We start from the raw sequence: 23,347 nt of genomic DNA, 5'->3' as shown, positions 1-23,347 counted from the left end.
CCCGCAAGCATGCGCCATAAATCGAACACATGATGCAATAGCTGGTATGCGTTGCTCTGCTCTCCCCGAGGACCTGGTCGCCGCGCAGTGTGCCTGGGAACGGACGTATCGGAACCTAGCCGACCCGGCGAACAGGCAGCGGACGACAGCCCTGCGCCGCCGCCTGCTGGAGCTGTCGGTCCAGGTGTGGTGGCACCCCTACTGGCAGCAGGCCGGAACCGGGCAGCGGGCAGCGCTGCGCTCCTCGGCGCGGGAGCTGGAACCAGGGGCCCGGTAGGTGACCAGCCCGCACGGTGACCGGCGAGCTGTTGGATCCCCTCCGGCCGACATAGCGCTGACCCTGCCGGACGGGCAGACCGTGCGGGTCCGGCTCCACGCACGCCGGGAGGTGGCCGGTCCCCATCCGTGGCGTTACCTCGTGGGCATCCCGTCCTGGGTCGCGCGCCCGGACGGGGTCGAGGCCGCCGAGTACACCGTCTGGGTTACCGATCGGCAGCTGACGCCCATCGAAGGAGTGGATCTTTCCGGCGTGCCGACCCGGCGTCTGCCCGGCCCTCCGCCACGGCCAGCCCACGGCTGGGTGGTCCGCCCCGTACCCGGGCACCGGGACCGGACGGTCGTGCATGACGCCACGTGCCGTCACGCAGCGGGCGGCGGAACGGAACTGGGCACGCAGGAAGCCATGGATGCCCTGATGCGAGAGGGGGCTCGGGCCTGTACCGACTGCGACGCGGCGGCTGTGCTCGTCCCGGCGCTCGAATTCGGCCAAGGGAACGGATAGCAGAAGGTCCGCCGCTGGCTCCGAAGGCTGACCATCAGGGCGTCGGGCCGAGACGCCAGCAGGCCCCCGGAGAGCGCTCCCGGGGGCCTGCTGGCGGTGGTTGCTCTTCGGTTAGCTGGTCTTGCCGCTGTCCTCGGGCTCGGAACCGGTAGACGAACGACGGCGGACAGCGACCAGGGTGATGGCGCCGGCGACGACAAGGCAGCCCGCGCCGGCGGCGATCCACGGGGTGGCGTCGGCGCCGGTGTGGGCGAGGGAGCCTGCCGGCGCCTTGTGCGTGGAGTCGCCGACCGGGGCCGCGGCGGACGAGGAGGCAGCATCCGGTGTGCCGGTGCCCTGCGGGGAGGGCTTGGCCCCTCCCGTCCCGCTACCCGGCTTGTCCGCGGGGGTGGACGGGGCGCCGCTGGGCTTGTGCGTCGGCTTGTCCGAGGGGTCAGGCTTCGGGTCGGTGGCGGTCTTGGCGTTGGTGACGGTCACGGTCACCGGATCGCCGGGGCCTGCGGTGAACGACTTGGACGGCTTGTAAAGGTCGTACCCGGCAGGGGCTTTGATCTCCTTGACCCAGAACTCCGTCTTCCGGGTCGACACCGGCAGTTCTCCGGAGGCCGTGCCCTTGGCGCTGGTGGTCAGAGTGAGCAACGGCGAGGCGCCGGTGCCGATGTTCACCGTCGCGCCGGGCAGAAGTTTGCCGGTCTTGTCGTCCTTGGCCTGCAGTAGGACCTTGGCTGCCTTGAACGGGTCGGTGATCGTCAGCCGTGTGGTCGCGCCCGGGGTGACGATGACGTCCTGGTCGGCGACGACCTCGTGGAGCGGGCTGCCGAAGGCCGTCTCCTTGAGCCGGTAAACGCCCGGCGCAAGATCGGGGAAGGTCACCTTCCCCTGCCCGTCGGTCTTCCCACGCCCGACTTCTTCGCCGGCGGCGTCGAGCAGCAGGAACGCGGCGCCGGGGAGCGCGTCCCCGGCCGTGTCCTTGGTCGTGATCTCGACGCTGCCCGCGTCCGGGGCCGGTGTGTCGGCAGGAGCGGCAGACGCCGAGGGGGTCGGCTCGGAGGGCAGGGCGCTCGCGGCCGGCGCCCACGTGAGGGTGCCGGTCACCGCGACGGCGACGGCGGCGGATCGGACGAATCGTGCGTGCACGAGGAAGAGGACTCCTTGGTCAGGGGGGCGGGGGGAGGTCATGGGGTTCGGCCAGGGACCGGAGTGGGAGGCGGCGGGGCAACCGGTGTGCTGCCGTGCTGCTGCTTGGCTGTCGTGGTGGCGACGTAGAGGGCGCGGCGAGTGTGGACGGGTACGTCCTGGACGGTGCGGTGCAGTGGCTCGGTAGAGAGCGGTGTAGGCGCGGCTCAGCGGGCGCGGGTGCCGCTGCGTGTGACCGGCACGGCGGGAGACCTGTGCGCGGTCCGGCCTGCAGCGCGGCTCGGCGCGGACGCGGTCCAGGCGCCGGGGAACCAGACGGCGGTGTACTGCTCGATGGCGCCGCGCAGTCCGGTGGTGACGGCTCCCTCCCACGGGGGCCGGCCGGGGCGGTGGTACGTGTCGAAGGTGGCGTACTGCTTGGTGTTCGGCCGGGTGTTGGTCGCTTCGTCGCGGCGGTGGAAGGTGCCGTGGTCGAGGAAGCTGAGGGCGACTGCGTCGATCTCGCCGCGGTCCGGGTGGACGACCGCCAGGCGCAGGCCGCCGTAGGTGTCCGCGTGGATGGTGCCGGTGAAATCGATCCGCAGCCGCAGCGGGACACCGGGGACGGGGGTGGCGAAGTAGGTGTTGCCCACGACGGTGCTGTCGTGGAAGGGGAGGCACAGCTCGGCGAAGAACTCCGGGGTCTGCAGGGACAAGAGGGATCTCCAATAGGAGTCGGGCTGGTCCTATCGACGGGGACCGGGCAGAGCCGGTCGGCTGGTGGTGCTCCAGCGCGGGACGCTGGCCGCGGAAAGCGCGGCCGGGCGGCGGGACGCGGCGGCGCGCTGCACATCGAGCGGGGTGGGGGCCGGCGGTCCGGGCGGAAGGATCGGGGTGAGCTGGGCCATGCCCTTGATGTAGCTGAAGGTGTCCTCGCGCCACCGGGGCAGCGGAGCCGGATCGGCAACGCTCTGGGTGACGGCGGTGAGCAGGGCGACGGGGGTGTCGGTACTGGCCGTGGCGTACCAGACGGGCCGGTCGATGGAGTTGCCCGCCCACAGCTGCCAGCGGGCATCCCGTGTCGCCAGTTCGGCTTCCGGGTCGAGGTCGCCGGTGGTGAACTCCAGGCCGGCGAGTCCGTCCGGGGCCTGGATGGCGAAGACGCCCCAGCGCGGGCGGTCGATCTCCCAACCCTGTTTCAGCAGGGGCACGACGGCGAGGAAGGGATCGTGCTCGTCGGTCCCGGAGACCGGCCGAGCGAGGTAAGCGTCCGGCCCCTGCTTGTACGCCGTGGCGAGGACAGTGGTGAACGCCTGGACGAACTCGGTCGGGACTCGGTCGTTGAAACAGACGCCCCAGGTCGGTGGCCCGAACGGATCGCGGTAGGCGTTGATGCGCCAGAGCCCGTCATCCTCCCCCTCGGGGAGGTAGCCCAGGCGGACCTTGCGGTCGGGGGCGTTGACGTAGGCGTTGCCGAGGTCGTCGTTATGGAGGTCCCAGCCGAGGTCGATGAGCGGGGCGAGGGCTGGGTCGCCGATCCCGGTGGTAGAGGCGAGGTGGCGCGGATAGGCGAAGACGTCTCCGTCAATCGTGCGCAGGTCGTCGTGAGAGGTCACAGGTTCCTGAGTGGTGAAGGCGGACGGGTCAGGCAGCGACCACCAGGGCTTCTTGGAGGACATCGCTGGAGCCGGTGTAGTGCAGCGTCCGCAGGCCCAAGCGGGCAGCGGCCCGGCAGTTGTCGGCACGGTCGTCCACGAACAGAACGCGTCGTGGACCGCGAACTCCGGTGGCCTGCAGGGCGTGTTGGTAGGCGGCCGGGTCTGGCTTGCACACCTCAAGTCGGGCTGAGTACAGCGCCTGGGTCATCACGCGTCGCCACCCGTGGGTGTCAAGCACGGTACTGAGGTGGGCGGGTGCGTTGGAGAGCAGCACCATTCGCAGTCCGGTGCCGTGGGCGCGGCGTAGGACGGCCAGGACGTTCTCGTCGGTCTCGGTCCACATGGCGGTGTCTGCGGCAAGGAGTTCGCGCAGCAGGCGGGAGCCGGGGTGGGCGCCAAGGACACGCGCCCAGTACGCCAGGTCGCTGAGCTGGCCGGCGTCGTAGAGGTCGCGGGCGTTCCAGAAGGCTCGCCGGAAACCTGCGAGATCGTCTTCGGGCCAGGAGGCGGTGCGGGCCAGTCGGAGCCAGTGGGCGCGGGTGGGCTGAAGTCCGATGACGCCGTTGTAGTCGAGGATGACGGCGTCGAGGCTGGTGGGGTGGGTCAAGGGGCGGTGTTCTCCAGGGCGCGACGGGCGAGGGCGGCGAGGGTGGCTGCGAGGAGGGCGGGCAGCAGCAGGGCCGTGGGCAGGGTGGTGATGCTGGCGAGGGCGCCGATGAGGGCGGGGCCAGCGAGCAGTCCGAGGTAGCCGGTGACGGAAACCGTGGCGACGGCCCTCGGCCCGTGGCTCCCGGCGGCGGTGATCAGGGAAGGGACGGTGCCGGACAGGCCGAGCCCGAAGACCGCCCAGCCGGCCAGCGCCGCGGCCACACTGTCGGCCAGGACGCCGGTGGCCAGTCCGGCTGCGGCGAGCACCGCGCCGGCGCGGACCACGGCAGGGGCACCGAAGCGGGTCGTGAGCCGGTCGCCGATCAGCCGGCCGATTGCCATGCCGGTGCTGTAGAGGGCGAAGGAACTCGCAGCGACAGCCGTACCGGCGTGCAGGGCGTGCACGTGCACGGCGGCCCAGTCGGCTGCCGCTCCCTCCCCCAGCAGGCTGGCAGCCGCCAGCCCACCCAGCAGCCATACCCTCCCCGGAGCCCGGTCCCGACCGGCTCCCTGGGGGCCGAAGGTCTTGGGGTCGGCGCCGCTCAACGTGAGGGTGCTCGGCACGGCCACGAGTACGCTCGCTGTCAGCGCAGCGTCGACCGTCAGGAACAGAGCGCTGTGGGCTGTGCCGGCGGTGGCGGCGGCCAGGGCGGCGCCGCCCAGCGCGCCGATCGAGTACGCGGCGTGCAGGGACGACATGATGGGCTTGCCAAAGGCGTTCTGGCAGCGGACCGCCCCGGTGTTGACGGCGACGTCCAGGACACCGTGCGCGGCGCCGAAGGCCAGCGCCGCTGCGAGCAGCGAGGCCAGCGTCCGGCATTGCCCCAGCAGGGCGAGGGCTGCTGACAGTGCGACAGCTCCGCCGATCAGGAGCGCGGGGAGGCGTTCGGGCCGGGCGAGCCGGCCGCCGGCCTGCAGTCCGGCGACCATACCGACGGCGGCGGCGAGCAGGACAAGGGAGAGGCTGCCGGTTGTGAGGTGGGTGGCGTGCTGGACGGCCGGTATCCGGGCGCCCCAGACTGCCATCACCATGCCCAGGCCGAGGAAGTAGCCGGTCAGCAGGGCGCGGCTGCGTCGGAGGGAAGCGTCGGTGCGGTTCATGCGGGGCGCCCAGCGGTGACAGGTTCGTCGGCCGGGCGGGGCTCGACGTGGACCTGGATGCGGCGGGCGGTTTGCTCGGCGCGGGCCTGTGCGAGGTCCGCGGTGGGCGCGGTGGTGATCAGGTAGCCGATCCGTGCGGTCCACATGTTGCCGTCGTCGGCCGGGAGAAGCAGCTGGTCGCCGATCTGGTGCTGGAAGTGCACGCGGTCCAGCCAGTCCGGGTTGAAGCTGTCGAAGCCGAGGTGGAGCAGGGTGCCGGAGGTGTCCGGGTAGAGCAGCTGGATCGCGGCGGCCGATGACCGGGCGGGGGTGAGGTCGGGGGTTCGGCCGCAGGCGATGTCGGCGGCGGCGCGCGGCAGGTCGATGCCCGTGGCGAGTCGGACGAGGTGGCCGATCATGTCGCCAGCGATCCGGCCGTTGACCTCGACGAGCCGCGGTCGGCCGTCGACAAGCCGCATCTCGACATGACAGACGCCGTCGGTGATCCCCAGAGCGCGGATCGCGGCCCGTGCCACGGGGGTCACTACGTTGAGAAGAGGGTCGGCGGCGTCCACGCAGTGGGCCAGTTCCTCGAAGAAGGGCGGAGCGCTGACTGTCTTTCGGGTGACCGCGACCACGGTGGTCTCGCCGCGGTAGGTAACGCACTCGACCGACACCTCGGGCCCGTCGAGGTACTCCTCCACGAGCACGCTGGTGGACTCCCGCCCGAGCCCGGCCGCCTGGTCGGCGAACGCGAAGGCTGCGGTGAGCTGTTCGGGGGTGTCTACACGGATCACTCCGATACTGGCCGCGTGCGCGGCGGGCTTCAGCACGAGCGGGTAGCCGATCCGTTGGGCCGCCGCCTCGGCCTCGGCCAGGGTGCGCACGCTCACCGAAGCAGCCGACGGCACGCCGTGCCGTGCGAACAGCGCACGGGACGTGGCCTTGTTGCGGCACGCCTGCATGGCCTCCGGGGCGGTGGTGGGCAGGCCGAGCTGGCGGGCGAGGCGGGCCACGGGGACGAGGTACCACTCGGTCCAAGTGACCACCCCGGCCAGGTCGTAGCGTTCGGCCAGGGTCCGGCCGGCTGCGGACAGCGCCGCCTGATCGGTCGGATCGGACACGACCACGCAGTCCCGCAGGTACGGCACCTCCCATGAGGGCTCTTCGCCAGTGATCAAGACAACGTCATAGGCGGCGGCCACGGACTGAAGGCAGTACCCGCGGTACGCCTCGGCCTCCATGTCGGCTGCGGCAACTACCAGGACGACAGGACGGTCGGACAAGAGCTAGCTCCTCGGGATCGGGAGGGGTGGGAAGGCGGAGGGCGTGGGGCGGCGGACCGCAGCGGCGGAGGACGGCTGCTCGGCGAGCAACCGACGCGCGGCCAGCGGCGTGGTGGGACCTCGGGCCGAGGCTGCTCATGCAGCCCGGGAGCCTGCACGTGTCTGACGAGGGCCTGCTCGGCGCCCCGACCGGCCGCCTTCGTCCAGCCGAGGGAGGGCGCGGAAGCGATGGGAGAGTGGGGATGGTCAGACACCCCATTAGGCGGCGCGGCGGCGGCGAAGTTCGAACACGCCGACCCAGTGGGGGTGATCGCCGATCAGTCGGCGGGCGTAGAGGGCGGTGCAGTTGTTGTTCAGCCCGGCGACTCCATAAGGGAGTTGGCGGCGCAGGTCTTCGAAGAGGTCCTTCAAACTGACCCGTGTGGCTCCGGAGGCAAGGCGGCAGGCGGCCATGCGTTCCAGGGCGCGATAGACGTGCGGGTTGTGCGCGTCGAAGGCGTTGAACTGCTCGGTGATGGTGCGACCGCTCGCGCGGTTCGTCCCGAGGACGGCGGTGGGCATGAGGTTCTCCACAGGCTGGGGGCGCAGCAGGGTCACGTGCGCAGGGCGGGATCGGTGCGCAGTCGGGCGAAGGCGCAGAGCAGGCCGAGGGCCTGCAGGACGGCGCAGGCCGTGATGACGTGGCCCATCGCGTCGGGCGGGGTGAGCGCGGTCAGTACGCCGGCGACGGGGAACGGCAGCAGCAGGATGAGGATGGTCGCCGACAGGGTGCTGCCGAACTTCTGCGCTGGGATCAGGCGGGAGCGCACGGTGCGCAGGACTACCGTCATGCCGCCGTCTGCCGCCATGAGGACCGCGACCAGGACGAGGTAGGAGAGGTAGTCGGGGGCTTGGGCGGCGGCGAGAGTGGCGAGCGAGGCAAGGGCTGCGCAGGCGGCGCCGACCGGCCACAGGCCCAGGCGGTCGATCGCAACCCGGCAGAGGGTGACGCTGAGGAGCGTCGCTCCGGCAGCGGCGGACCAGACCAGGCCGACGTCGGTGGTGGACTGCCCGAAGTGTTTGACGACGATCACCGGGCCAGCCGCTTGGAGGAGCCCGGTGGCGAGGTTGGACAGGGTCAGCCCGGTCACGAGCCAGCCGAGCGCGGGTAGCGAGCGGATGGTGCGCCACCCGGTGAGCAGCCCGGCGCTGGCCTGCCGCTTCGGCGTGCGGGCCGGGGCGACGGGCGAGGGGGGTGTGCGCAGGGCGAGCAGCGCGGCGAGAAGCGACAGCACGGTGATCACCGCGAGCATCGGCGGTGGCCCGGCGAGCAGGAGCATTGCGGCGAGCGCCGGTCCGGTCAGGGTCGCAATCTGGTCGATGCCGAGCAGGACGGCCTGAACGCGATGGGCCCGCGTTCCCGCTCGGCGGCCGGCGGCAGCGCCCGCGGTCTCGGCCGCGATGTAACTGAACTCGGTGAGCACGCCCGTGACCGCCGCGAGCACCATCACGGTCACGCTCGCCACCGTGCCGGACGGGTGAAGGCGGAGCAGGACCGCGCCGGCGGCGAGAGCCATCGCACGTCCCAGGGAGGCGAGGTGGAAGACGACCGACGCCCCGCGCCGGTCGACGATCGATCCGGCCCACCCGAAAGCCGCCAGCCTCGGGATCCACTCCAACGCGAACGCCGCTCCCGTGAGCGCGGCGGAGCGCGTGGTGGCCAGGACCAGCAGCGGGATGCCATAGGTGGACATGGCGAACGCCAACGCATCCGCCGTACGCGGCAGGTAGATGCCGCGCATCAGCCCGGCGGTGTGGCGTGCGTGCCGGGGTGTGACCGCTGCGCTCACGCGACCGGCTCAGGCTCGAACGCCCTGGCCACCTCGGGGTTAGCGGCCAGCCACTGGATCAGCAGCGTGCGGGGACGGGCAAGGTCCGCCGCCGCCCCGGCGCCGGTCACGGCGGACAGCGGTGCGAGGCCCTCGCCCTGCTCGGTGGTGAGCGAGGGCGCCAACAGGTCGAGGACGTGCCGGATACGGCGGCTGAACTCGCAGACGGGGGCCGGGAAGGCGTGACGCCGGGCCCAGCGAGCCATCGCGTCGTACAGGTCGGCCAACTCCATTCCGCCGTCGGTGAGTTCCAGACCGGAGCCGGGCGCGATCCGGACGAGGCCGTGGGCGCGGGCCGTGTCGGAGGCGCTCTGCAGCTGGTGCGTGGAGAGGTCGGGCAGGGTGCCGGCCAGCCGTCGCGGCGGTATAGCGCCGTTGTCGTCGATCTCGGTGACCAGGCGGATCAAGGAGCGCGAGGCCAGCAGTTCGACAGCGTGGCGCACTTCGGCAGGAGTGAAGGGGATGCTCATCGGCGCGGGCCGCCCGTCGGCATGGCTGCCTTCGGGCGGGCGGTCGTGGCGTGCGAGAAGAGATCGCGGTGGTGCCACGCCGGAGAGGATCCGGTCGTCCGAGCGGGTGGGAGCACCGCGGAGGTCGGCCGTGGCTGGCTGCTGAGCCACGGCCCCGGCGCGGGCTTCGCCTGCGGGTGTCCCCAGACCGGATGGTGGGCCGCCTGGTCGAGGCTCTGCCCGGCGGACCAGGCAGACAGGGCGCCGAGCACGGGGCCAAGGCCGTCACCGGCCGCGGACAGCCGGTAGGGCCGGCCGAGGCCCTCGGTGTCGACCAGGCCGTCGGCGACGAGCTGCCGCAGCGGCGGATAAATGTTGGTCCAGTCGCTGCTGGGCATCACGATCCGGGCCAGAGCCCGGCCGCTGACCTCCTCACGGGACTTCAGCACCCACAGAATGGCGGCGGCGTGGCGCCGGGTGAGCAGGGTGAGGCTGTCCTCGATCTGCTCGATCGCGGGCAGCGGGCGGTCCGCCTTCTCCAGGTGTTCCTCGGCCCAGGTGACGATCACCGGCAGAACCGGCAGCAGGGCCGCGCCACGTTCGGTGTGGCGGTAGGTCACGTGCCGTGCGGTGTGTTCGGTGCGTTCGACGAGCCCGGCGTCGCACAACGACTTGAGCTTGGGGTGGAGCTGGCCGTTCTGCAGCCAGGACACCTTGCCCGCCAGCTCGCTGTAGCGCAGCGGCGGGCCGGAGAGGGCCAGGAGGATCCTCACGTTCCAGCGCGGGGTGATCATGGCGAGGGCCTCGGTGACCCGGGCGATGTCGGCGTCGGTGTCAGGGGGCAGAGCGGTGATGGCCAAGGGAGGAACTCCTGGGTGAAGGAAAGAGAGGGATCGCCTGGGGGGTCAGCGGCTGGGCGCTGGGCTCGGCGTCGCAACAGGCGGAGCCGGAACGGGCGGCGAGCAAGCCGGCGGGGCAGGCGTCGGGGCCGGGACGCGGGCCAGGCTCTGCAGGACGGCGGCGGCCGACTTGGCCTGGACGTCGCGGACGGCGACGGCTTCGGCGAGCCGGCGTGCACCGTCGAGGAGGTGGGAGACCTCGTGCGGGCCGATCTGCCGCTCGGCGTGGAGGAGCCGGGCGAGACGGTCGCGGTGGACGTCGATGCTGCGCTCGGCGAGGGCGAGGCCCTCGTGCATGCCGAGCAGGGCGGAGAGCATGCCGGGCGGCTGGTCCTGGGCGTGGGCTTCGAGGTCGGCGAGCGGCGCGCCGTACAGGTCCTCGATCCGTCCGGCTATCTCGGTGGACGTGAGATGGGGCAATCGGGGGCTTTCACGGTCGGCGGGCCCGGGCCGCCCCGGCACGCTGGGGTGCCGGGGCGGCAGACGGGGGCAGGGATGCGGCGGCCGTGAGCTGCGTGCGGGCGGGCCAGGCCCGCTGGCCGGGCGGGGGCATGGTGCACAGCAACTCGCGAAGGGCGGCGCGGTAGCCGTCGCGGGCGTCGAGCGCCGCCTCCAGCCACTGCGCGTCGAAGCGGAGCTTGTCCGCCGACAGCTCACCCATGTCGCGGTCCGGATCCATGTCGGCGTAGACGCGGTCGCGGACGCGGGCGACCTGCTCCTCGGTGAGCGCCAGGAACGAACGCAGCTCCAGGGCACGGGCGAGCGCGGGCGAGGCATCCTGGCCGGCAGCCGCCTCGTACAGCTCGGGCACCGGCCTTCCGAAGATTATGTGCAGGTCGGCGTCCATGGTGCTGGCCTTGTCCCGGCTCATCGGGCGGCCCTTGCCGACCGCCACGCCGACGCGGGTGCGGCTGTACCGGCGGGCCGGTGGGGAGCGCTGGTCTGCACCGCCGGGCCGGTGCGGGGCCGGAGGCGAGCGAGGCGCTGGGCGGCGAGGTCCTTCTTCCCCGGAGCCTCCGGGTCGAGGAGCCACCGCACGACCAAGGCCCGTCCGTCGCGGGCGGTAACGGCCGCGTTCACCCGGTGAGCGAGGCCCATCGTCGGATCGTCAACCTCGCTGGGCTGGGTATGCAGCGCAGCAACAAGATCGTCCTCCGCATGGTCCAGCAGGGACTGGGCCTCGACGAGAAGACCGTGCCACTTGACGACGTTGGTGGCGTCAGGATTCGCGGTCGGCGCGGCGCCGACAGCAGCCTTCAACTGCCCCATGTCCATGCCGAAACGCGCTTCAATCCGTTCGGTGAGCACGCCCACGACATCCTCGGCGTCATCGGATATGTCATCGGACAAAGGGAAATCTCCTGTTCTCAAAAGGCCGATCGCTGGGGAATGGGAGGGCTGCCGTACCCGGTGGCTAGGCCGCTTACGGGCGCCTGCTGTGGGCCTGTCAGTCCGTGCACATTCGGACGTCGCGGTAGACGTAGGTGCCGGAGACCCAGCCCTTGACCCCGGTGGTCTTGTCCGTGATGTAGAGCCAGTTGCCGCTCTTCTTGTGCACGGTGAACTTGTGGCTCTTGTAGAGCACGCCGAGCGCGGTGGAATGCGTGGTGGCCTTGGACCGGATGGTCACGGCCGCGGTGTGCACCTCATACGGCAGCGGCGGCTGGGACGAGCAGCTGCTCGCGGGGGTCGCGCTGGCGGTGGTGGCGGACAGCACCGGCAGAGCGAGTGCGCCGAGCATGGCTGCGGATATGGCAATTCGGGTGGAGCGCATGCGGAAGAAACCTCCGTGAAGGCATAGGGATTGCGGGGAAGGTGCCGCGGGGTTGTACCGGCGGCTGTATAAGAGTCCGGAGATTCGCCGGTTTGGCTAACCGGCGATCGTCGGCTATGTTGCGCCGCCCTGGTCGGCTTTGAGGCTCAGCGTGAGCGGCCGGGCGGGCGCGGCGCAGGGGCCTGGACCACACCGGCCGGGCGGCTGGCGGCGGCTGGGCGGACCGGCGGAAGAGGGCCAGCCTGCCCGGCAAGCCGGTCGTCGCACCACTGCAGTGCCTCGCCGAGCGTGTCGAAGCCGCCCTCGCGCAGGGTGTGCGTCCACGTCTCGGTGTCGACCTCTTCGACCACGACGCGGAACGGTGAGGGGGCTCGCTCGTCCAGGGCGCGCAGGGCCACGACGATGACCATGTCTTCCGGGTCGTCGCTGGTGTAGGAGTAGCCCATGGCGTAGTGGTCGCCGTCGCCGGCGAGGCGTCGCTCCAGGGCTCGCGTGGCCTCGTCCGCCGGCGGCGGGCCCAGCGAGGCGAGGGCGATGGCATCGGGCGGACAGCCACGGTGGATGAGCCAGGACTGTGCCATCGCGGGCAGCGGCAGAGGGGCATGCTCGAAGCTGAACGTCCGCTTCTCGTGGTCCCGTTGCAGATGCACGGCGAGCACCTGCGGCACGCCGGGGTGTCCCCAGGTGGCGGTGCGGTCGAACAGGACGTAGTAGCTGTGCGGGCCGTCGTGGTGTTCGGCGAGGGGAACGAGCATGTCCTCGTGGACGGCGACCTTGCGGTAGAAGTCGAGGTATTTCTCCTCGTCGGCGTCGAGGTCGTCCAGGTCGAAGTCGACTTGGGGGATGGACTTCCGGTCCGGCGCCGGGTCGGTGGGAGACAACAAGAGCCTTTCGGTGAAGTCAGCGCCGCTGCGCCGGGGTGGGCCGCGATGCGCCGGGGCGAGCCGAGACCTTCGGCGCCTGCACCGTGGGGGCCCGGCGGGCGGCGAACAGCGCGGCCCGTCCGGCATCGGTGAGCGCGACCGACTGGCCGGCGTGCAAGGGGTGGCCGGTGTCCCGGACGACCAGGCCGGCGTCTTCCAACTGCTGCAGCTCGGCGTGGGGGATGCGGATATCGGAGGCGGCTGTGACGGACATCCGGCCGGTCAGCAGGTGTTCGTAGAGCTTGGCGCCGCCGGCGATGGCGAGCAGCGCCGCCTGGTCATCCGTCGAGAGCTGCCGGGCGTCGGGCGCGCAAGCCGCCGCTGCTGCTTCGATGGGCTCCAGGGCGGCGAGCACCTTCCTAGCCGCGGCGTCCCGCGCGGCGGTGGCCTCTTCCAGCTGGTCCACGGTGCGGTCGATGCGCGTGAACAGGGCGCTGTCGACGTCGAACTCGCCGCTGGACAGGCGGTTGAGGAGCCGGAGGTAGAAGGTGACGCTGGTCTGGGCCTTGGCCAGTTCACGGTGCCGGTCGACCAGGTGGGCGTGCTGTTCGTCGAGGATGCCGCGGTCGCGGTAGGCCCACACGGTGTCGATGTCGTGCCCGGTGACGGCTTGGAGGCGGTGGTCGAGCGGGGAGACCGCACGCCGGGTGGGTGCCGGCGCGGGTGGAGGGTGCATAGGCGGACCTCTGTGCGTTCAGCGGGTGTGATGGTGCGCGGGGTTAGGGGCGGGACGGGGCAGCCCCGGCAGTGCGGTGGGCGGCGGACCGGGCCGGGGTACGGGAGCGCGGGTGGTCAGCTGCGGGGAACGCGAGCGTGCCGCGTGGGTGCGGGCGCTCAGCGGCCGACGAGTCATCCCTAGGCGGCGGCCGACCTCGTCGTAGACGTCGTTGCCTGCTCGCGGCCGGATGGCGACGACGTGGATCTCCTTGGGATGCGCGGACTCCGCGGGTGCCGGGCGGACGCCGTAGACGACACGCCAGTCCTTGCGCGAGTCCACGAACAGCTTCCTGAATCCCTCCAGGTCACCGTCGAGACGCAGGCCGAAGCGCTGCGCGTTCACGACATCCTGCAGGTAGGCGAGGGTGAGGTCGCGTATGTCGCTGGGGGCCTGGAGGAGATCGGTCAGCGCGCGGGGGTCGAAGCTCAGTGCGAAGGCGGGCTGTCCCGCTCCCGCGGTCATGACGTCGGCTCGTCCGGTTCGGCGGCTTGTGTCGTGTTCGCCGTCTCCGTGCGCACGGACGGCGGCGGGCCGGGCAGAAGGCGGTGCGCGGGCCGGTCGGGCGAGGTCATGCAGGCCGACAGCGGCCCACCCGGCGCGCGGATCGCCGCGACGGCGTGGGTGAGGAAGTCCCGGTGCCACACGAACAGACCGGACAGCCCGGCTTCGGGATCCTTGTGCTGCTGGTAGGCGAGCCACAGGGCGTGGAGCCAGGCCACCACGTCGTCGTGCTCCTGCCACTGCAGGCACCAGGGAGCCGCGGTGGTGACCTCCGCCCCGTACACCGGGAGGAAGAAGTCATCCACCCAGTCGGACAGGGCGTCGAGTTCGTCCTCGCGTTCTTCTCCATCGAGTTCCAGGATCGGGCGGGGCTCCGGTGGAGCGGCGGGAGGCGGCCCACCGAGTCCTGGCATGCCGAAGGCCGCGAACGGTGATCCGCTGGACGGCGGGGCGGACGCGAGGTGGTCGAGCTGCTGAGCCTGTTGCGCCGACTGCTCCATGAGCCGCCGCACGCTCGCCTCGATTCCCTCCAGCTGTCGGTCCGGAATACGAACCGGCTCCAACTCGCCATCGTCAGGCGACTTTGTTGATTCGGGCATTGAAAAGCTCGGCCTCCTACGAGACACGGGATGAGAAAAGGACGGAAGCGTCTGCGCGCGGCCCATCCGGCGAGCTGCACGGCCACTACGGCGGTATGTCGCCGACGGCTACGCTTGGGGAGCCGGTCGCCTTGGCAGCAGGCAAGGACGGGGCTCAGCCGGTAAGGTCCACGTCGTCCTGCGTGAGGGTTTCGCGGATCGTCTCGGTGAGCCGGTCGGCCGCGATCGACGCGTAGTGCTCGGTCTTCTCCACGCCGATGAAGTCCCGGCCTTCCAGCAGAGCGGCCACGCCCGTGGAGCCGGAGCCGGCGCAGAAGTCGAGGACCGTGCCGCCCTCGGGGCTGATCTTGACCAGCTCGCGCATCACCTCGACCGGCTTCTGCGTGATGTGCCGGCGCTGCGCGCCCGAGGGCTGCGACGCCGAGTACATGCCGGGCAGATAGACCGGGTTCCGGGAGCCGTCGATCGCCCCCTTCGACGCCCAGACGATGAATTCGCAGTTCTGGGTGAACCGGCCCTTCTGCGGCCTGGCCTGCGGCTTGTGCCAGGCCAGCACACCGCGCCACAGCCACCCTGCGGCCTGGATCGCGTCCGTCGTCGTCGGGAGCTGACGCCAGTCGGTGAACAGCAGCGCGGTCCCGCCGGTCTTCGTCAGACGGTGCGCTTCGGTCATGATCTGCGTCAGCCAGAACGCGTAGGACCTCTGGTCCATGTTCTCGCCGGTGAAGTCTGCGAGGTCGTTCTTGGCATCGGCGGAGGTGTACTTCTGCTTCGCGGAGCGGGTGGTGCGCTCCTTCGCGGTCCGGCCACCGCTGTTGTACGGCGGGTCGGTGATGACGGAGTCGACGCAGCCGTCCGGAAGGCCGGAGAGAACGGCAAGGGCGTCGCCCTGGTGAAGGGAAAAAGGCAAAGAGGGGCCCCTATTCGGGTGCGGATTCACGGTGGGAACTAGCCGCCTCGCACAGGAGTCCTCGCAGGCCGGAAGTGGGCGTGCAGAAGCCCAGGGCCGCAGACCGAGGAGGCGAGGGGAGTCCAAAAACTGTAGAGGCGAATCCGCCGACGACCAAGAAGTGCCGTGCGAGGGTGCCGGATTCCGGCACCTCGCGCCAGCTTTTTGGTCAACCGCCAATCCGCATCTACTGTTTTTGAATCGCCCGGCGCACACCGCCGCTGGCTACTCCCCCGCCACACCTCACGGAGGTACCCCCTTGCCCCGGCACACCTAGCTCACGGCCCGGCCAGCTGGGAGCGAGCGGCAACTCGCCCCACATCGGTCCGCCTTGATCGCCCACCCCGGCCGCCGCGCCCTTCCACCACGCCTCGCGCACGCGGCACGCCGGACACCGCACCCCCGAAGGACACGCTCATGACGTCTCGCTACCCACCCCTGCCCGACCTCGCTGACCCACGAGCGGTCCGCTCCGGTTGAAGGCGCTCGCCGCCGGCATCGGCGTCGTCTTCCTCTCCCCGCTTCTGCTCGCCGGCACCGGCATGATGATGGCGTCCTCCGCGGACGCCGTTCAAAGCAGCAGCAGCTCCCTCATCTGCCTGAACGACATCAACACCGGCAAGGTCGCCGAGCAGGTCACCAAGATCCTCGACGGGGCGTCCGGCAAGAACGTCCACGTCGAGGGCCTGGACCTGCCCGCCGAGCAGGTGCCCAATGCCCAGACGATCGTGGCCACCGGTATCAGCCTCGACGTCCCCAAGAAGGGCCAGGTCATCGCGCTCGCCACGGCGATGCAGGAGTCGAGGCTGCGCAACCTCAACTACGGCGATAGGGACAGCCTTGGGTTGTTCCAGCAGCGTCCCTCCCAGGGCTGGGGCACCGCCGAGCAGATCCGTGACCCGACGTACGCGAGCGAGCAGTTCTACAAGCACCTGCTCAAGGTGAACGGCTGGCAGCAGATGACCGTCACCCAGGCCGCCCAAGCAGTACAGCAGTCCGGCCTGCCGGACGCCTACGCGCAGTGGGAGCACCTGGCCACCGCGCTGCAGGAAGCCATCGCCAAGACCTTCCCCGGCGCCGGCAACAACAAGGACGCCAAGGAGCCGAACACAGGCAAGGACCCGGGAGCCGGCACTACCGGCTGCGCTCCGGGCCAGGACGGCTCCGGCTTCGGCCCCATCCCCGAGGGCAGCGTCCCGAAGGGATACAAGATCCCCAAGGACGCCGACCCGAAGGCACGCAACGCCATCGAGTGGGCGATGCACCAGCTCGGCACCCTCTACCAGTGGGGCGGATCCTGCACCAACGCCCACGGCCCCGACCCGATGGGCCGCTGCGACTGCAGCTCGCTGATGCAGCAGGCGTACGCACACGCCGGCGTCACCCTCAGCCGCACCACGTACACGCAGGTCAACGAGGGCAAGGCAGTCTCGCCCGCCCAGCTCAAGCCCGGTGACCTCATCTTCAGCCGCGGTACCGCGAGCCGTCCCGAGCACGTCGGCATGTACATCGGCGAGGGCCTCGTGATCGAGGCACCGCGCACCACCAAGCCGGTCCGGATCACCCCGATCAAGGACTGGACGATTCTCGCCGCCCGCCGCGTCATCTGACGCCACCGCCCGGCCACCGGCTCCAGGCCGGCCGCCGCGGCGATCTCCCGCGCCCCGAGCGCATCTCCCCACCCCCTCTGCTTCCCCTCCCCCCGCCGGCCCCTCGTCTGGCCCGCGTATGCAAGGAGCCCGCCACACTTATGTCCCTCCCTCTCGCAGACCGCGTCATCCAGCTCGCCTACGACCCAGGGATCTCGCCCAAGGGCGGCGGCCTGCCCGGGCTCAGCGTGCTGAAGAACGTCGTCAACTCGATCAACATGTTCGGGATCATCGCCGTCGTCGGCGCCCTCGCCGTCTCGCTCGGCGTGTGGGCATGGGGCCACCACACCGGCGGCCACCAGGCCGAGGCCAACGGCAAGAAGGGCGCCGTCGTCGCCGCGGGCGCGGCCCTCGGCCTCGGCGCCGCGAACGGAATCGTCGCGTTCTTCTCCACCCTCGGCTCGCAGGTCCACTGATGCGGAACCGATTCCCCACCCTCTCGCTGTCCTCTTACGGCGTCGGCTGGTCGGCCAACCGACGCATCGCCATCGTCGCTCTGGTCGTCACCGTCCTGCTCACCATCGCCGCAGCCGTCGCCTGGCTGTCCGGCAGCGGCAACGCCCACCGGGATCCGACAGCTGCCGGGCCGGCCGCAACGCACAGCCCGTCCTCCTCCGAGGCCCCCGCCCCGAAACCCGAGGCCGACTCCGGTTCCGTGCCCAAGCCTCCGCAGATCTCCGAGCCGGTCGCGTACGCCAAGGCAGCAGCCCAGATGCTGTGGTCCTACGACACCCGCGACACCAGCCGCGACCAGCAGCTCGCCGGCATGCGCGAGTGGATGACCAAGGAGCCCACCTACGCCGACTGGGCGTCCGTCTCCGGCCAGGTCCCTGATCCGTTGCTGTGGTCGCGGATGGCCGACCAGGACCAGCACGCCACCGCCCGCGTCACCGAAGGCCACTACCCGGGCGCGTTCAAGCAGGCCCTCGCCGAGGACCCCTCGGCGATCACCGAGGCGTACATCTACGTCGTCACCGTCAACGGCAAGCAGCAGATCGCATGGAAGAAGGGCGGCGGAGCCGAGGACCGCGCCGTGACCCTCGCCGTGCAGTGCCGCCCCGGCCACGACTGTGCCCTGGCCGCCATCGCTCCGAGCGTCACGCAGTGACCCGCGCCTGACACGAGACAAGGAGGAGTAATTCCCCGTGGGTTTCTGTGATTACCCCCTGGCGGACAAGCTCTGTGCCGTCGGCGACGCGGTCGATTTCGCCTCGGACCCTGGCAAGGCCATCGGTGACTGGATGGCGAAGTCCGCAGGTGAGCTGGCTGCGGCAGCGGCCGACTTGGCCGCCAAGGCGGTCAACACCACCACGAGGGTCGACCTGAATGCCGGATGGTTCCGCGACAACTACGAGATGCTGCTGCCGTTGGGCCTGGTCCTGCTGGTCGCCACCTTCTGCGCGCAGCTCGTCCGGGCCGCTGTCAGACGCGACGGACAAGCCCTCACCCAGGCGTTCACCGGCACCATGTCAGGGGTCCTGTTCGCGTTCTGCGCCATCGCCCTGACCACGGTCGCCGTCGAAGTCGTCGACGCCGTCAGCGACGGCCTGTTCAAGACCGCGCACCTGAGCATCGAGTCGGCTGTGCGCCGCATCGTGAAGGTCAGCCAGATCGGATCCCTGGCCGGACTCGGCTGGCTCGTCCCGGTCGTCGTCGGTCTCGGCGCCGCCATCGGCGCCTTCCTCTACTGGTGCGTGATGATGGTCCGCAAGGTCGGCATCCTCGTCATGGTCACCCTGGCCGTCTTCGCGTCGGCCGGCGGCGGCTGGGAGGTCGCACGCCGCTGGCGCAAGGGCTGGATCGAAGCCACCGCCACCCTGGTCGTCAGCAAGCTGCTGATGACTGTGATCTTCGTGCTCGGCATCGCCTCCATGGGCAAGACCGACGCCAAGGACGGCATCGCCGCCCTCGCCGACGTCATGTCCGGCATCGTGATCATGATCCTGGTGCTGCTGTGCCCGTATGCCGTGTTCAAGTTCGTGCACTGGGCGGCCGACGGCACCGACGGCGAGTCCATCCACCGCGCTGGCGGCGCCGGAGCGCAGATCGCTAAGGCCCACGCCGAGAACGCCGCCCGCAAGGCCGCGGCAGCAGCGGCCACCGCCGGAACCGGCGGAGCGGCAGCCGGAGCGGGTGTCGCCGCCGCGCAAGGCCCCGACGCCGCAGGCGGAGGCGGATTCCCCGGCGACATCGCCGCCAACCCGACCGGCGACAGCGGCGGCAGCAAGGACGCTTCGCAGGGTGGCGGAACGGGCGGCTCGCCCGGTGGCGGTGCCATGAAGTCCGGCCTGGAGAAGGCCGTCCAGCCCGCGCCGACGAGCGTCTCCGACGACACCAGCGGCCAGGTGGGCGGCAGCCCGGGGCCGGGCGGATCCGGCGCGAGCGCCGCGTCCGGCCAGCAAGGCGGCTGGCAGTCAGTGCCGCCGACCACGACCCCGCCGCCGCAGGGCGCACCACCGTCCCCCGGGGCACAGAACGCCACGCCCAGCGGAACGGCCTCACCGCCGCCGCATGCGACCGGCCTCTGATCCCCTGCCGTCTACCGGGGGGCGGGACGTGCACGCCACCTCCCGCCCCCGGGTTCCACCCGCGCCTTTCAGGACCCGCCCCTTGACTGATCTCTCCGTCGCCCCGGTCACGGTGAAGTTTCCGCACCGGTCCCGCCGCGGCATCCTCCTCGGCCTCTCCCTGCCCCAACTCGTCCTTGTTTCCTGCACGCTGGCGCTGCTGCTGATGACGGTGCTCTCCACCGGGCTGGTCGGCGCCGTCGCCCTGGCACCGCTGTGGGCGGCTTCCGGTGCGCTCGTGGTGATCCGTCGGCACGGACGCTCCCTGATCGACTGGGCGCCGATCGTCGCCCGCTACGCACAGCGCCGACGCACCGGCCAGACGCTCTGGCTCGCCCGGCCCGTCACCCGGCCCCGGCAGGACGGCGTCCTCCACCTGCCCGGCACGGCCGCCTCCCTCAAGGTGGTCACCCCCGGCGACTCCGCCAACGGCGCCGCGGCCGTGCACGACCCGCACCGGCAGACCCTGACCGCCATCGCCCGGGTCAGCAGCCGCGCCTACGCCCTCCTCGACCCCGCCACCCAGAACCACAACGTGGGCAGCTGGGGACGAGCGCTCGCGGGCATCGCCCGCACCGGGCACATCGCCACTGTGCAGGTGCTGGAACGCACCGTCCCCGACAGCGGCGACACCCTCACCCGCCACTGGGCCCAGAACGGGCAGCCCCAGACACCGGTCGCCGGACAGATCTACTCCGAACTGGTCGCCTCGGCCGGTCCCGCCGCCGCACCCCACGAGACCTACCTCGCCATCTCCCTCGATCTGAAGGCCGCCCGGCGGCTGATCTCGCAGGCCGGCGGCGGGCTGCCCGGGGCGTTCACCGTCATGGAGCAGACCACCGCGTCCATCGCCCAGGCGGCCCGCAACGCCGGACTGATGGTCACCGGGTGGCTGACCGCGCGGGAGATCGCCGCCGTCATCCGCACCGCCTACGACCCGGGGGCCCTCGCCGCACTCCAGCAGTGGTCCGACACCGGCCGCGCCGAGGCCGATCCCGCAGCCGCAGGTCCCGTCGTCCAGGTCGAGGAGTACGACCGCCTCGCCACCGACAGCGCACGGCACGCCACATATTGGGTGGAGAACTGGCCCCGCACCGAGACGAACGCCGGCTTCATGCACGGCCTCATGTTCACGGCCGGCGTGCGACGCAGCCTGTCCCTCATCTACATACCGCAGGGGCTCGAGTCCGCCCTCCGGGACGTCCAGCGCAAGAAGGCCGCGATCATTGCCGACGCCAACGAGCGCGCCCGCCGCGGGCAGGTCGACAGCGAGGAAGACTCCGTCGAGTACGCCGACGTCAAACAGCGTGAGCGCCAGCTCATCGCCGGACACGCGGACGTCGCCCTGACCGGCCTCGTCACCGTCACCGCCGAGACCGACGCCCTCCTGGACGCCGCCTGCGCCCAGATCGAGACCCACGCCGTCACCTCGGGCGTCGACCTGCGACGGCTGAACTACCAGCAGCCCAACGCGTTCGCCGTTGCCGCACTCCCCCTGGCCCGCACCACCCTGTAGCTGCCAGTTCGCCCCCACACCCCGCTCCCGCCTCTTTGGCGGCAAGGACCTCCCATTGATCCCTCCCCGTCCCAGCACGCCCGACGCGCACCCCTACCTTCGGGCCGCCACCGCAGGCGTCCGCCACCACGCTCGTGCCCTCAACCGTGCCGCGCCCCCGGATCGCGGGCACCTCGACACCCTGCACGCCCACCTCACCGAACTACACCGGTTCATCGACCAGTTGGCCGAGGCAGCAGGGCCCCCGCATCCTGCAGCAGGCCGCCACCTCGCCACCGCGCACACCCGCCTGTGGCAGGCCACCACCGAGCTCCACTCCGCCTTCCACCTGCTGCCCGGCAACACAGCGCAAGCAGATACCGAGACGAGCGCGTGCCATCCGGAAAGGCTGCCCGAAGGGCTGCCCGTGCTGACCATCTGCCAACGCCACCTCGCCACCGGGCACAGCATCCGGCGTAAGACCACCCCCACCGACCTCCGCCCGCACACCACGGCCTGCGTGCGATGAGCACCACCCGCAGAATCGAGGGCCTCCGATGAGCCACCGGCCCGCTCGCCGCGCCCGCCGCGCCTCCGCCAGCCCACTGTTCACCCCCCACGGCACCGACCGGGCCAGCCGCAAGGCAGCCCGCCGCCAGCTCGCCGAAGCCACCGCCAAGGCCCGCGCCGAAGCCACCGCCCACCAGGCCGAGAGCACACCAGCCGAGCACGAGATGCCCGCTCCGCTCTACCCCCCGAGCGGACGGCCCGGGCCCGCCTCCGCGCGCAACAACCGGCTGAAGCTGCCCGCCCACCGCATGACCACCGCCGTGGCCGCCGGCGCCTACCCCTTCCTCGCCGAAGGCGGGCTCGGCGCCGAGGGCATCTACATCGGCCGCGACGTCCACGCGGAAGCGTCGTTCGTCTTCGACCCGTTCGCGCTGTACGGCAAGGTCGAGGGATTCACCAACCCCAACCTCCTGCTCGCCGGAGTGATCGGCCAGGGCAAGAGCGCGCTCGCCAAGTCCTTCGCGCTGCGCTCGGTCGCCTTCGGCTACCGCGTCTACGTCCCCTGTGATCCGAAAGGCGAGTGGACGCCGGTGGCGCAAGCCCTCGGCGGCCGGTCCGTCGCTCTCGGCCCCGGACTGCCCGGACGCCTGAACCCCCTGGATGCGGCCCCGCGACCGGACAGCGTGACGGAGGCCGACTGGGTCGGCGAGATCCGCAAACGGCGCCTGCTCCTACTCGGCTCCCTCGCCCGGACCGTCCTGGGCCGGGACCTGATGCCCGTGGAGCACACCGCCCTCGACGTCGCCCTCGACGCCGTCGTCACCCGTGCCACCGCCACCGGCCGCACCCCGCTCCTCGGCGACGTCGCCGCCACCCTCAACACCCCCAGTGCGCTCGACGAAGCCGCCGGCATGATGTCCGGCCAGCTCGGCGACGCCGCACGCGACCTGGCCCACGCGATGCGCCGCCTCGTCCACGGTGACCTGGCCGGCATGTTCGACGCCCCCTCCACCGTCGCCTTCGACCCGCGCGCGCCGATGCTCACCATCGACTTGTCCCGGCTCGGAGGATCCGGCGACGACACCGCCCTCGTCCTGGCCATGACCTGCGCAAGTGCCTGGATGGAGTCCGCCCTCTCCGATCCGAACGGCGGCCGGCGCTGGATCGTGTACGACGAGGCGTGGCGGTTGATGCGGCACGTCGGTCTGCTGCAGCGGATGCAGGCCCAGTGGAAGCTCAGCCGTGGTCTTGGCATCGCCAACCTCATGGTGATCCACCGGCTGTCCGACCTGCTCACCGCCGGCGACGCCGGATCACAAGGCCGCGCCCTCGCCGAGGGCCTCCTCGCCGACTGCAGCACCCGGATCATCTACCGCCAGGAGACCGACCAACTCCACGCCGCCGCCGCCCTGCTGGGCCTGACCTCCGTGGAAATGGACGCCATCGCGCACCTCAACCGGGGCCGTGGTCTGTGGAAAGTCGCTGGCAGATCCTTCATCGTCCAGCACCTGCTGCATCCCCACGAGCTGGCGCTCTTCGACACCGACGCCCGAATGCATTGAAAGCGTCGAGTTCACGAATCCTGACAACACCCCATCGAAGGACTTTCGTATCTCCCCGCGTGACCCGGACTTCGAGCTGTACGACAACGTCGGCCGCGACGCCGACCAGATCCACGCCGCCCGGTACAACCTCGCCACCCGCGGCGACCTGAAGCGGTGGGCGCGACGCGACGCGCAGCCCTTCCGCGACGCGCATCCGCTGCCGGACCAGCCCTGGCCCGCACCCGACCTAATTCGGTGTTAAGAGGCGGTCCCGACGGGCCTACCAGTCCCGGGACTGTTCGAGTACAGGGCATGCAGCGCAGGCTCTCATTC

The 23,347-nt window shown here is 71.2% G+C and carries 28 protein-coding genes; 9 read left to right on the top strand and 19 right to left on the bottom strand.

The genetic code is table 11. The features are described from left to right. Positions 1 to 46: 46 nt before the first annotated feature. Positions 47 to 277 (top strand): hypothetical protein, encoded by a 231-nt coding sequence (locus tag ACWD3E_RS35095; protein ID WP_451391575.1) that lies wholly within the window; start codon positions 47 to 49, stop codon positions 275 to 277. Then, positions 278 to 781 (top strand): DUF6233 domain-containing protein, encoded by a 504-nt coding sequence (locus tag ACWD3E_RS35090; protein ID WP_451391574.1) that lies wholly within the window; start codon positions 278 to 280, stop codon positions 779 to 781. 111 nt (positions 782 to 892) lie between these two features. On the opposite strand, the gene ACWD3E_RS35085 is transcribed toward ACWD3E_RS35090, so the two are convergent. From ACWD3E_RS35085 to ACWD3E_RS34995, 19 genes are all read right to left on the bottom strand, one after another. Next, positions 893 to 1,918, bottom strand: a complete 1,026-nt coding sequence (locus tag ACWD3E_RS35085) for a SpaA isopeptide-forming pilin-related protein (RefSeq protein ID WP_451391573.1) — start codon at positions 1,916 to 1,918, stop codon at positions 893 to 895. Positions 1,919 to 2,124: 206 nt separating this feature from the next. Continuing rightward, on the bottom strand, positions 2,125 to 2,613 hold the full coding sequence (locus ACWD3E_RS35080; protein WP_451391572.1) for a hypothetical protein: 489 nt from the start codon (positions 2,611 to 2,613) through the stop codon (positions 2,125 to 2,127). A 30-nt stretch (positions 2,614 to 2,643) separates the two neighbouring features. Beyond that, positions 2,644 to 3,513 carry a DUF317 domain-containing protein gene (locus tag ACWD3E_RS35075; RefSeq protein ID WP_451391571.1) on the bottom strand — a complete coding sequence of 290 codons (870 nt, stop codon included), beginning with the start codon at positions 3,511 to 3,513 and terminating at the stop codon, positions 2,644 to 2,646. Between the two features lie 28 nt (positions 3,514 to 3,541). Continuing rightward, positions 3,542 to 4,162: an HAD family hydrolase gene (locus ACWD3E_RS35070; RefSeq protein ID WP_451391570.1), complete on the bottom strand. Its 621-nt coding sequence runs from the start codon at positions 4,160 to 4,162 to the stop codon at positions 3,542 to 3,544. Beyond that, positions 4,159 to 5,304, bottom strand: coding sequence for an MFS transporter (locus tag ACWD3E_RS35065; RefSeq protein ID WP_451391569.1), 1,146 nt, complete (start codon positions 5,302 to 5,304; stop codon positions 4,159 to 4,161). The genes ACWD3E_RS35070 and ACWD3E_RS35065 overlap by 4 nt, the downstream gene beginning before the upstream one ends. After that, on the bottom strand, positions 5,301 to 6,527 hold the full coding sequence (locus ACWD3E_RS35060; RefSeq protein ID WP_451391644.1) for an ATP-grasp domain-containing protein: 1,227 nt from the start codon (positions 6,525 to 6,527) through the stop codon (positions 5,301 to 5,303). The genes ACWD3E_RS35065 and ACWD3E_RS35060 overlap by 4 nt, the downstream gene beginning before the upstream one ends. Positions 6,528 to 6,827: 300 nt before the next feature. Next, entirely contained in the window at positions 6,828 to 7,130 is a 303-nt protein-coding gene (locus tag ACWD3E_RS35055; RefSeq protein WP_451391568.1) for a hypothetical protein, read from the bottom strand. Positions 7,131 to 7,162: 32 nt separating this feature from the next. Further along, complete coding sequence (locus tag ACWD3E_RS35050) at positions 7,163 to 8,398, bottom strand: MFS transporter (protein WP_451391567.1); 1,236 nt, start codon at positions 8,396 to 8,398, stop codon at positions 7,163 to 7,165. After that, on the bottom strand, positions 8,395 to 8,907 hold the full coding sequence (locus ACWD3E_RS35045) for a regulator (RefSeq protein WP_451391566.1): 513 nt from the start codon (positions 8,905 to 8,907) through the stop codon (positions 8,395 to 8,397). The genes ACWD3E_RS35050 and ACWD3E_RS35045 overlap by 4 nt, the downstream gene beginning before the upstream one ends. Next, positions 8,904 to 9,746 carry a winged helix-turn-helix transcriptional regulator gene (locus ACWD3E_RS35040; RefSeq protein WP_451391565.1) on the bottom strand — a complete coding sequence of 281 codons (843 nt, stop codon included), beginning with the start codon at positions 9,744 to 9,746 and terminating at the stop codon, positions 8,904 to 8,906. The genes ACWD3E_RS35045 and ACWD3E_RS35040 overlap by 4 nt, the downstream gene beginning before the upstream one ends. Positions 9,747 to 9,791: 45 nt before the next feature. Continuing rightward, complete coding sequence (locus ACWD3E_RS35035) at positions 9,792 to 10,205, bottom strand: hypothetical protein (RefSeq protein ID WP_451038810.1); 414 nt, start codon at positions 10,203 to 10,205, stop codon at positions 9,792 to 9,794. A gap of 10 nt (positions 10,206 to 10,215) precedes the next feature. Continuing rightward, on the bottom strand, positions 10,216 to 10,656 hold the full coding sequence (locus ACWD3E_RS35030; protein WP_451391564.1) for a hypothetical protein: 441 nt from the start codon (positions 10,654 to 10,656) through the stop codon (positions 10,216 to 10,218). Then, positions 10,653 to 11,135 (bottom strand): hypothetical protein, encoded by a 483-nt coding sequence (locus tag ACWD3E_RS35025; RefSeq protein ID WP_451391563.1) that lies wholly within the window; start codon positions 11,133 to 11,135, stop codon positions 10,653 to 10,655. Before ACWD3E_RS35025 ends, ACWD3E_RS35030 begins: the two co-directional genes overlap by 4 nt. 97 nt (positions 11,136 to 11,232) lie before the next feature. Next, positions 11,233 to 11,559 (bottom strand): SH3 domain-containing protein, encoded by a 327-nt coding sequence (locus ACWD3E_RS35020; RefSeq protein ID WP_451391562.1) that lies wholly within the window; start codon positions 11,557 to 11,559, stop codon positions 11,233 to 11,235. Between the two features lie 146 nt (positions 11,560 to 11,705). Continuing rightward, positions 11,706 to 12,443 (bottom strand): hypothetical protein, encoded by a 738-nt coding sequence (locus ACWD3E_RS35015; protein ID WP_451391561.1) that lies wholly within the window; start codon positions 12,441 to 12,443, stop codon positions 11,706 to 11,708. A 16-nt stretch (positions 12,444 to 12,459) separates the two neighbouring features. Next, positions 12,460 to 13,158, bottom strand: a complete 699-nt coding sequence (locus tag ACWD3E_RS35010) for a hypothetical protein (protein ID WP_451391560.1) — start codon at positions 13,156 to 13,158, stop codon at positions 12,460 to 12,462. Between the two features lie 18 nt (positions 13,159 to 13,176). Then, positions 13,177 to 13,662, bottom strand: coding sequence for a hypothetical protein (locus ACWD3E_RS35005; RefSeq protein WP_334540745.1), 486 nt, complete (start codon positions 13,660 to 13,662; stop codon positions 13,177 to 13,179). Then, the gene (locus tag ACWD3E_RS35000) at positions 13,659 to 14,201 is read right to left on the bottom strand and encodes a DUF4913 domain-containing protein (RefSeq protein ID WP_176119695.1); all 543 of its coding nucleotides are present in this window, start codon (positions 14,199 to 14,201) and stop codon (positions 13,659 to 13,661) included. The genes ACWD3E_RS35005 and ACWD3E_RS35000 overlap by 4 nt, the downstream gene beginning before the upstream one ends. 253 nt (positions 14,202 to 14,454) lie before the next feature. Continuing rightward, positions 14,455 to 15,210 carry a DNA-methyltransferase gene (locus ACWD3E_RS34995; protein WP_360965016.1) on the bottom strand — a complete coding sequence of 252 codons (756 nt, stop codon included), beginning with the start codon at positions 15,208 to 15,210 and terminating at the stop codon, positions 14,455 to 14,457. A 515-nt stretch (positions 15,211 to 15,725) separates the two neighbouring features. Between ACWD3E_RS34995 and ACWD3E_RS34990 the strand changes: the two genes are divergently transcribed. The 7 genes from ACWD3E_RS34990 to ACWD3E_RS34960 all read left to right on the top strand — a co-directional run bounded on the left by ACWD3E_RS34990 (position 15,726) and on the right by ACWD3E_RS34960 (position 23,032). Further along, entirely contained in the window at positions 15,726 to 16,859 is a 1,134-nt protein-coding gene (locus tag ACWD3E_RS34990; protein ID WP_451391559.1) for a C40 family peptidase, read from the top strand. Between the two features lie 140 nt (positions 16,860 to 16,999). Then, a complete protein-coding gene (locus tag ACWD3E_RS34985; RefSeq protein WP_006143162.1) occupies positions 17,000 to 17,314 on the top strand; it encodes a DUF6112 family protein in 315 nt (104 codons plus the stop codon). Beyond that, on the top strand, positions 17,314 to 18,006 hold the full coding sequence (locus tag ACWD3E_RS34980; RefSeq protein ID WP_451391558.1) for a hypothetical protein: 693 nt from the start codon (positions 17,314 to 17,316) through the stop codon (positions 18,004 to 18,006). Before ACWD3E_RS34985 ends, ACWD3E_RS34980 begins: the two co-directional genes overlap by 1 nt. 37 nt (positions 18,007 to 18,043) lie before the next feature. Next, positions 18,044 to 19,426 carry an SCO6881 family protein gene (locus ACWD3E_RS34975; RefSeq protein WP_451391557.1) on the top strand — a complete coding sequence of 461 codons (1,383 nt, stop codon included), beginning with the start codon at positions 18,044 to 18,046 and terminating at the stop codon, positions 19,424 to 19,426. 82 nt (positions 19,427 to 19,508) lie between these two features. After that, the gene (locus ACWD3E_RS34970) at positions 19,509 to 20,981 is read left to right on the top strand and encodes an SCO6880 family protein (protein WP_451391556.1); all 1,473 of its coding nucleotides are present in this window, start codon (positions 19,509 to 19,511) and stop codon (positions 20,979 to 20,981) included. Between the two features lie 55 nt (positions 20,982 to 21,036). Then, positions 21,037 to 21,489, top strand: a complete 453-nt coding sequence (locus ACWD3E_RS34965; protein ID WP_451391555.1) for a DUF6238 family protein — start codon at positions 21,037 to 21,039, stop codon at positions 21,487 to 21,489. A 28-nt stretch (positions 21,490 to 21,517) separates the two neighbouring features. Then, positions 21,518 to 23,032, top strand: coding sequence for an ATP-binding protein (locus ACWD3E_RS34960; protein ID WP_451391554.1), 1,515 nt, complete (start codon positions 21,518 to 21,520; stop codon positions 23,030 to 23,032). Positions 23,033 to 23,347 lie beyond the last annotated feature (315 nt).

The sequence above is a fragment of the Streptomyces sp. NPDC002676 genome, from assembly GCF_053592455.1.
This window is presented reverse-complemented; position numbering and strand designations above follow the sequence as displayed.

Coding starts and splice junctions, on each gene's coding strand:
- ACWD3E_RS35005 (WP_334540745.1), bottom strand. CDS start 13,662: ATGACCGCGGGAGCGGGACAGCCCGCCTTCGCACTGAGCTTCGACCCC.
- ACWD3E_RS35055 (WP_451391568.1), bottom strand. CDS start 7,130: ATGCCCACCGCCGTCCTCGGGACGAACCGCGCGAGCGGTCGCACCATC.
- ACWD3E_RS35010 (WP_451391560.1), bottom strand. CDS start 13,158: ATGCACCCTCCACCCGCGCCGGCACCCACCCGGCGTGCGGTCTCCCCG.
- ACWD3E_RS35030 (WP_451391564.1), bottom strand. CDS start 10,656: ATGAGCCGGGACAAGGCCAGCACCATGGACGCCGACCTGCACATAATC.
- ACWD3E_RS34960 (WP_451391554.1), top strand. CDS start 21,518: ATGAGCCACCGGCCCGCTCGCCGCGCCCGCCGCGCCTCCGCCAGCCCA.
- ACWD3E_RS34980 (WP_451391558.1), top strand. CDS start 17,314: ATGCGGAACCGATTCCCCACCCTCTCGCTGTCCTCTTACGGCGTCGGC.
- ACWD3E_RS35020 (WP_451391562.1), bottom strand. CDS start 11,559: ATGCGCTCCACCCGAATTGCCATATCCGCAGCCATGCTCGGCGCACTC.
- ACWD3E_RS35095 (WP_451391575.1), top strand. CDS start 47: ATGCGTTGCTCTGCTCTCCCCGAGGACCTGGTCGCCGCGCAGTGTGCC.
- ACWD3E_RS35065 (WP_451391569.1), bottom strand. CDS start 5,304: ATGAACCGCACCGACGCTTCCCTCCGACGCAGCCGCGCCCTGCTGACC.
- ACWD3E_RS35045 (WP_451391566.1), bottom strand. CDS start 8,907: ATGAGCATCCCCTTCACTCCTGCCGAAGTGCGCCACGCTGTCGAACTG.
- ACWD3E_RS35060 (WP_451391644.1), bottom strand. CDS start 6,527: ATGGAGGCCGAGGCGTACCGCGGGTACTGCCTTCAGTCCGTGGCCGCC.
- ACWD3E_RS35000 (WP_176119695.1), bottom strand. CDS start 14,201: ATGGAGCAGTCGGCGCAACAGGCTCAGCAGCTCGACCACCTCGCGTCC.
- ACWD3E_RS34985 (WP_006143162.1), top strand. CDS start 17,000: ATGTCCCTCCCTCTCGCAGACCGCGTCATCCAGCTCGCCTACGACCCA.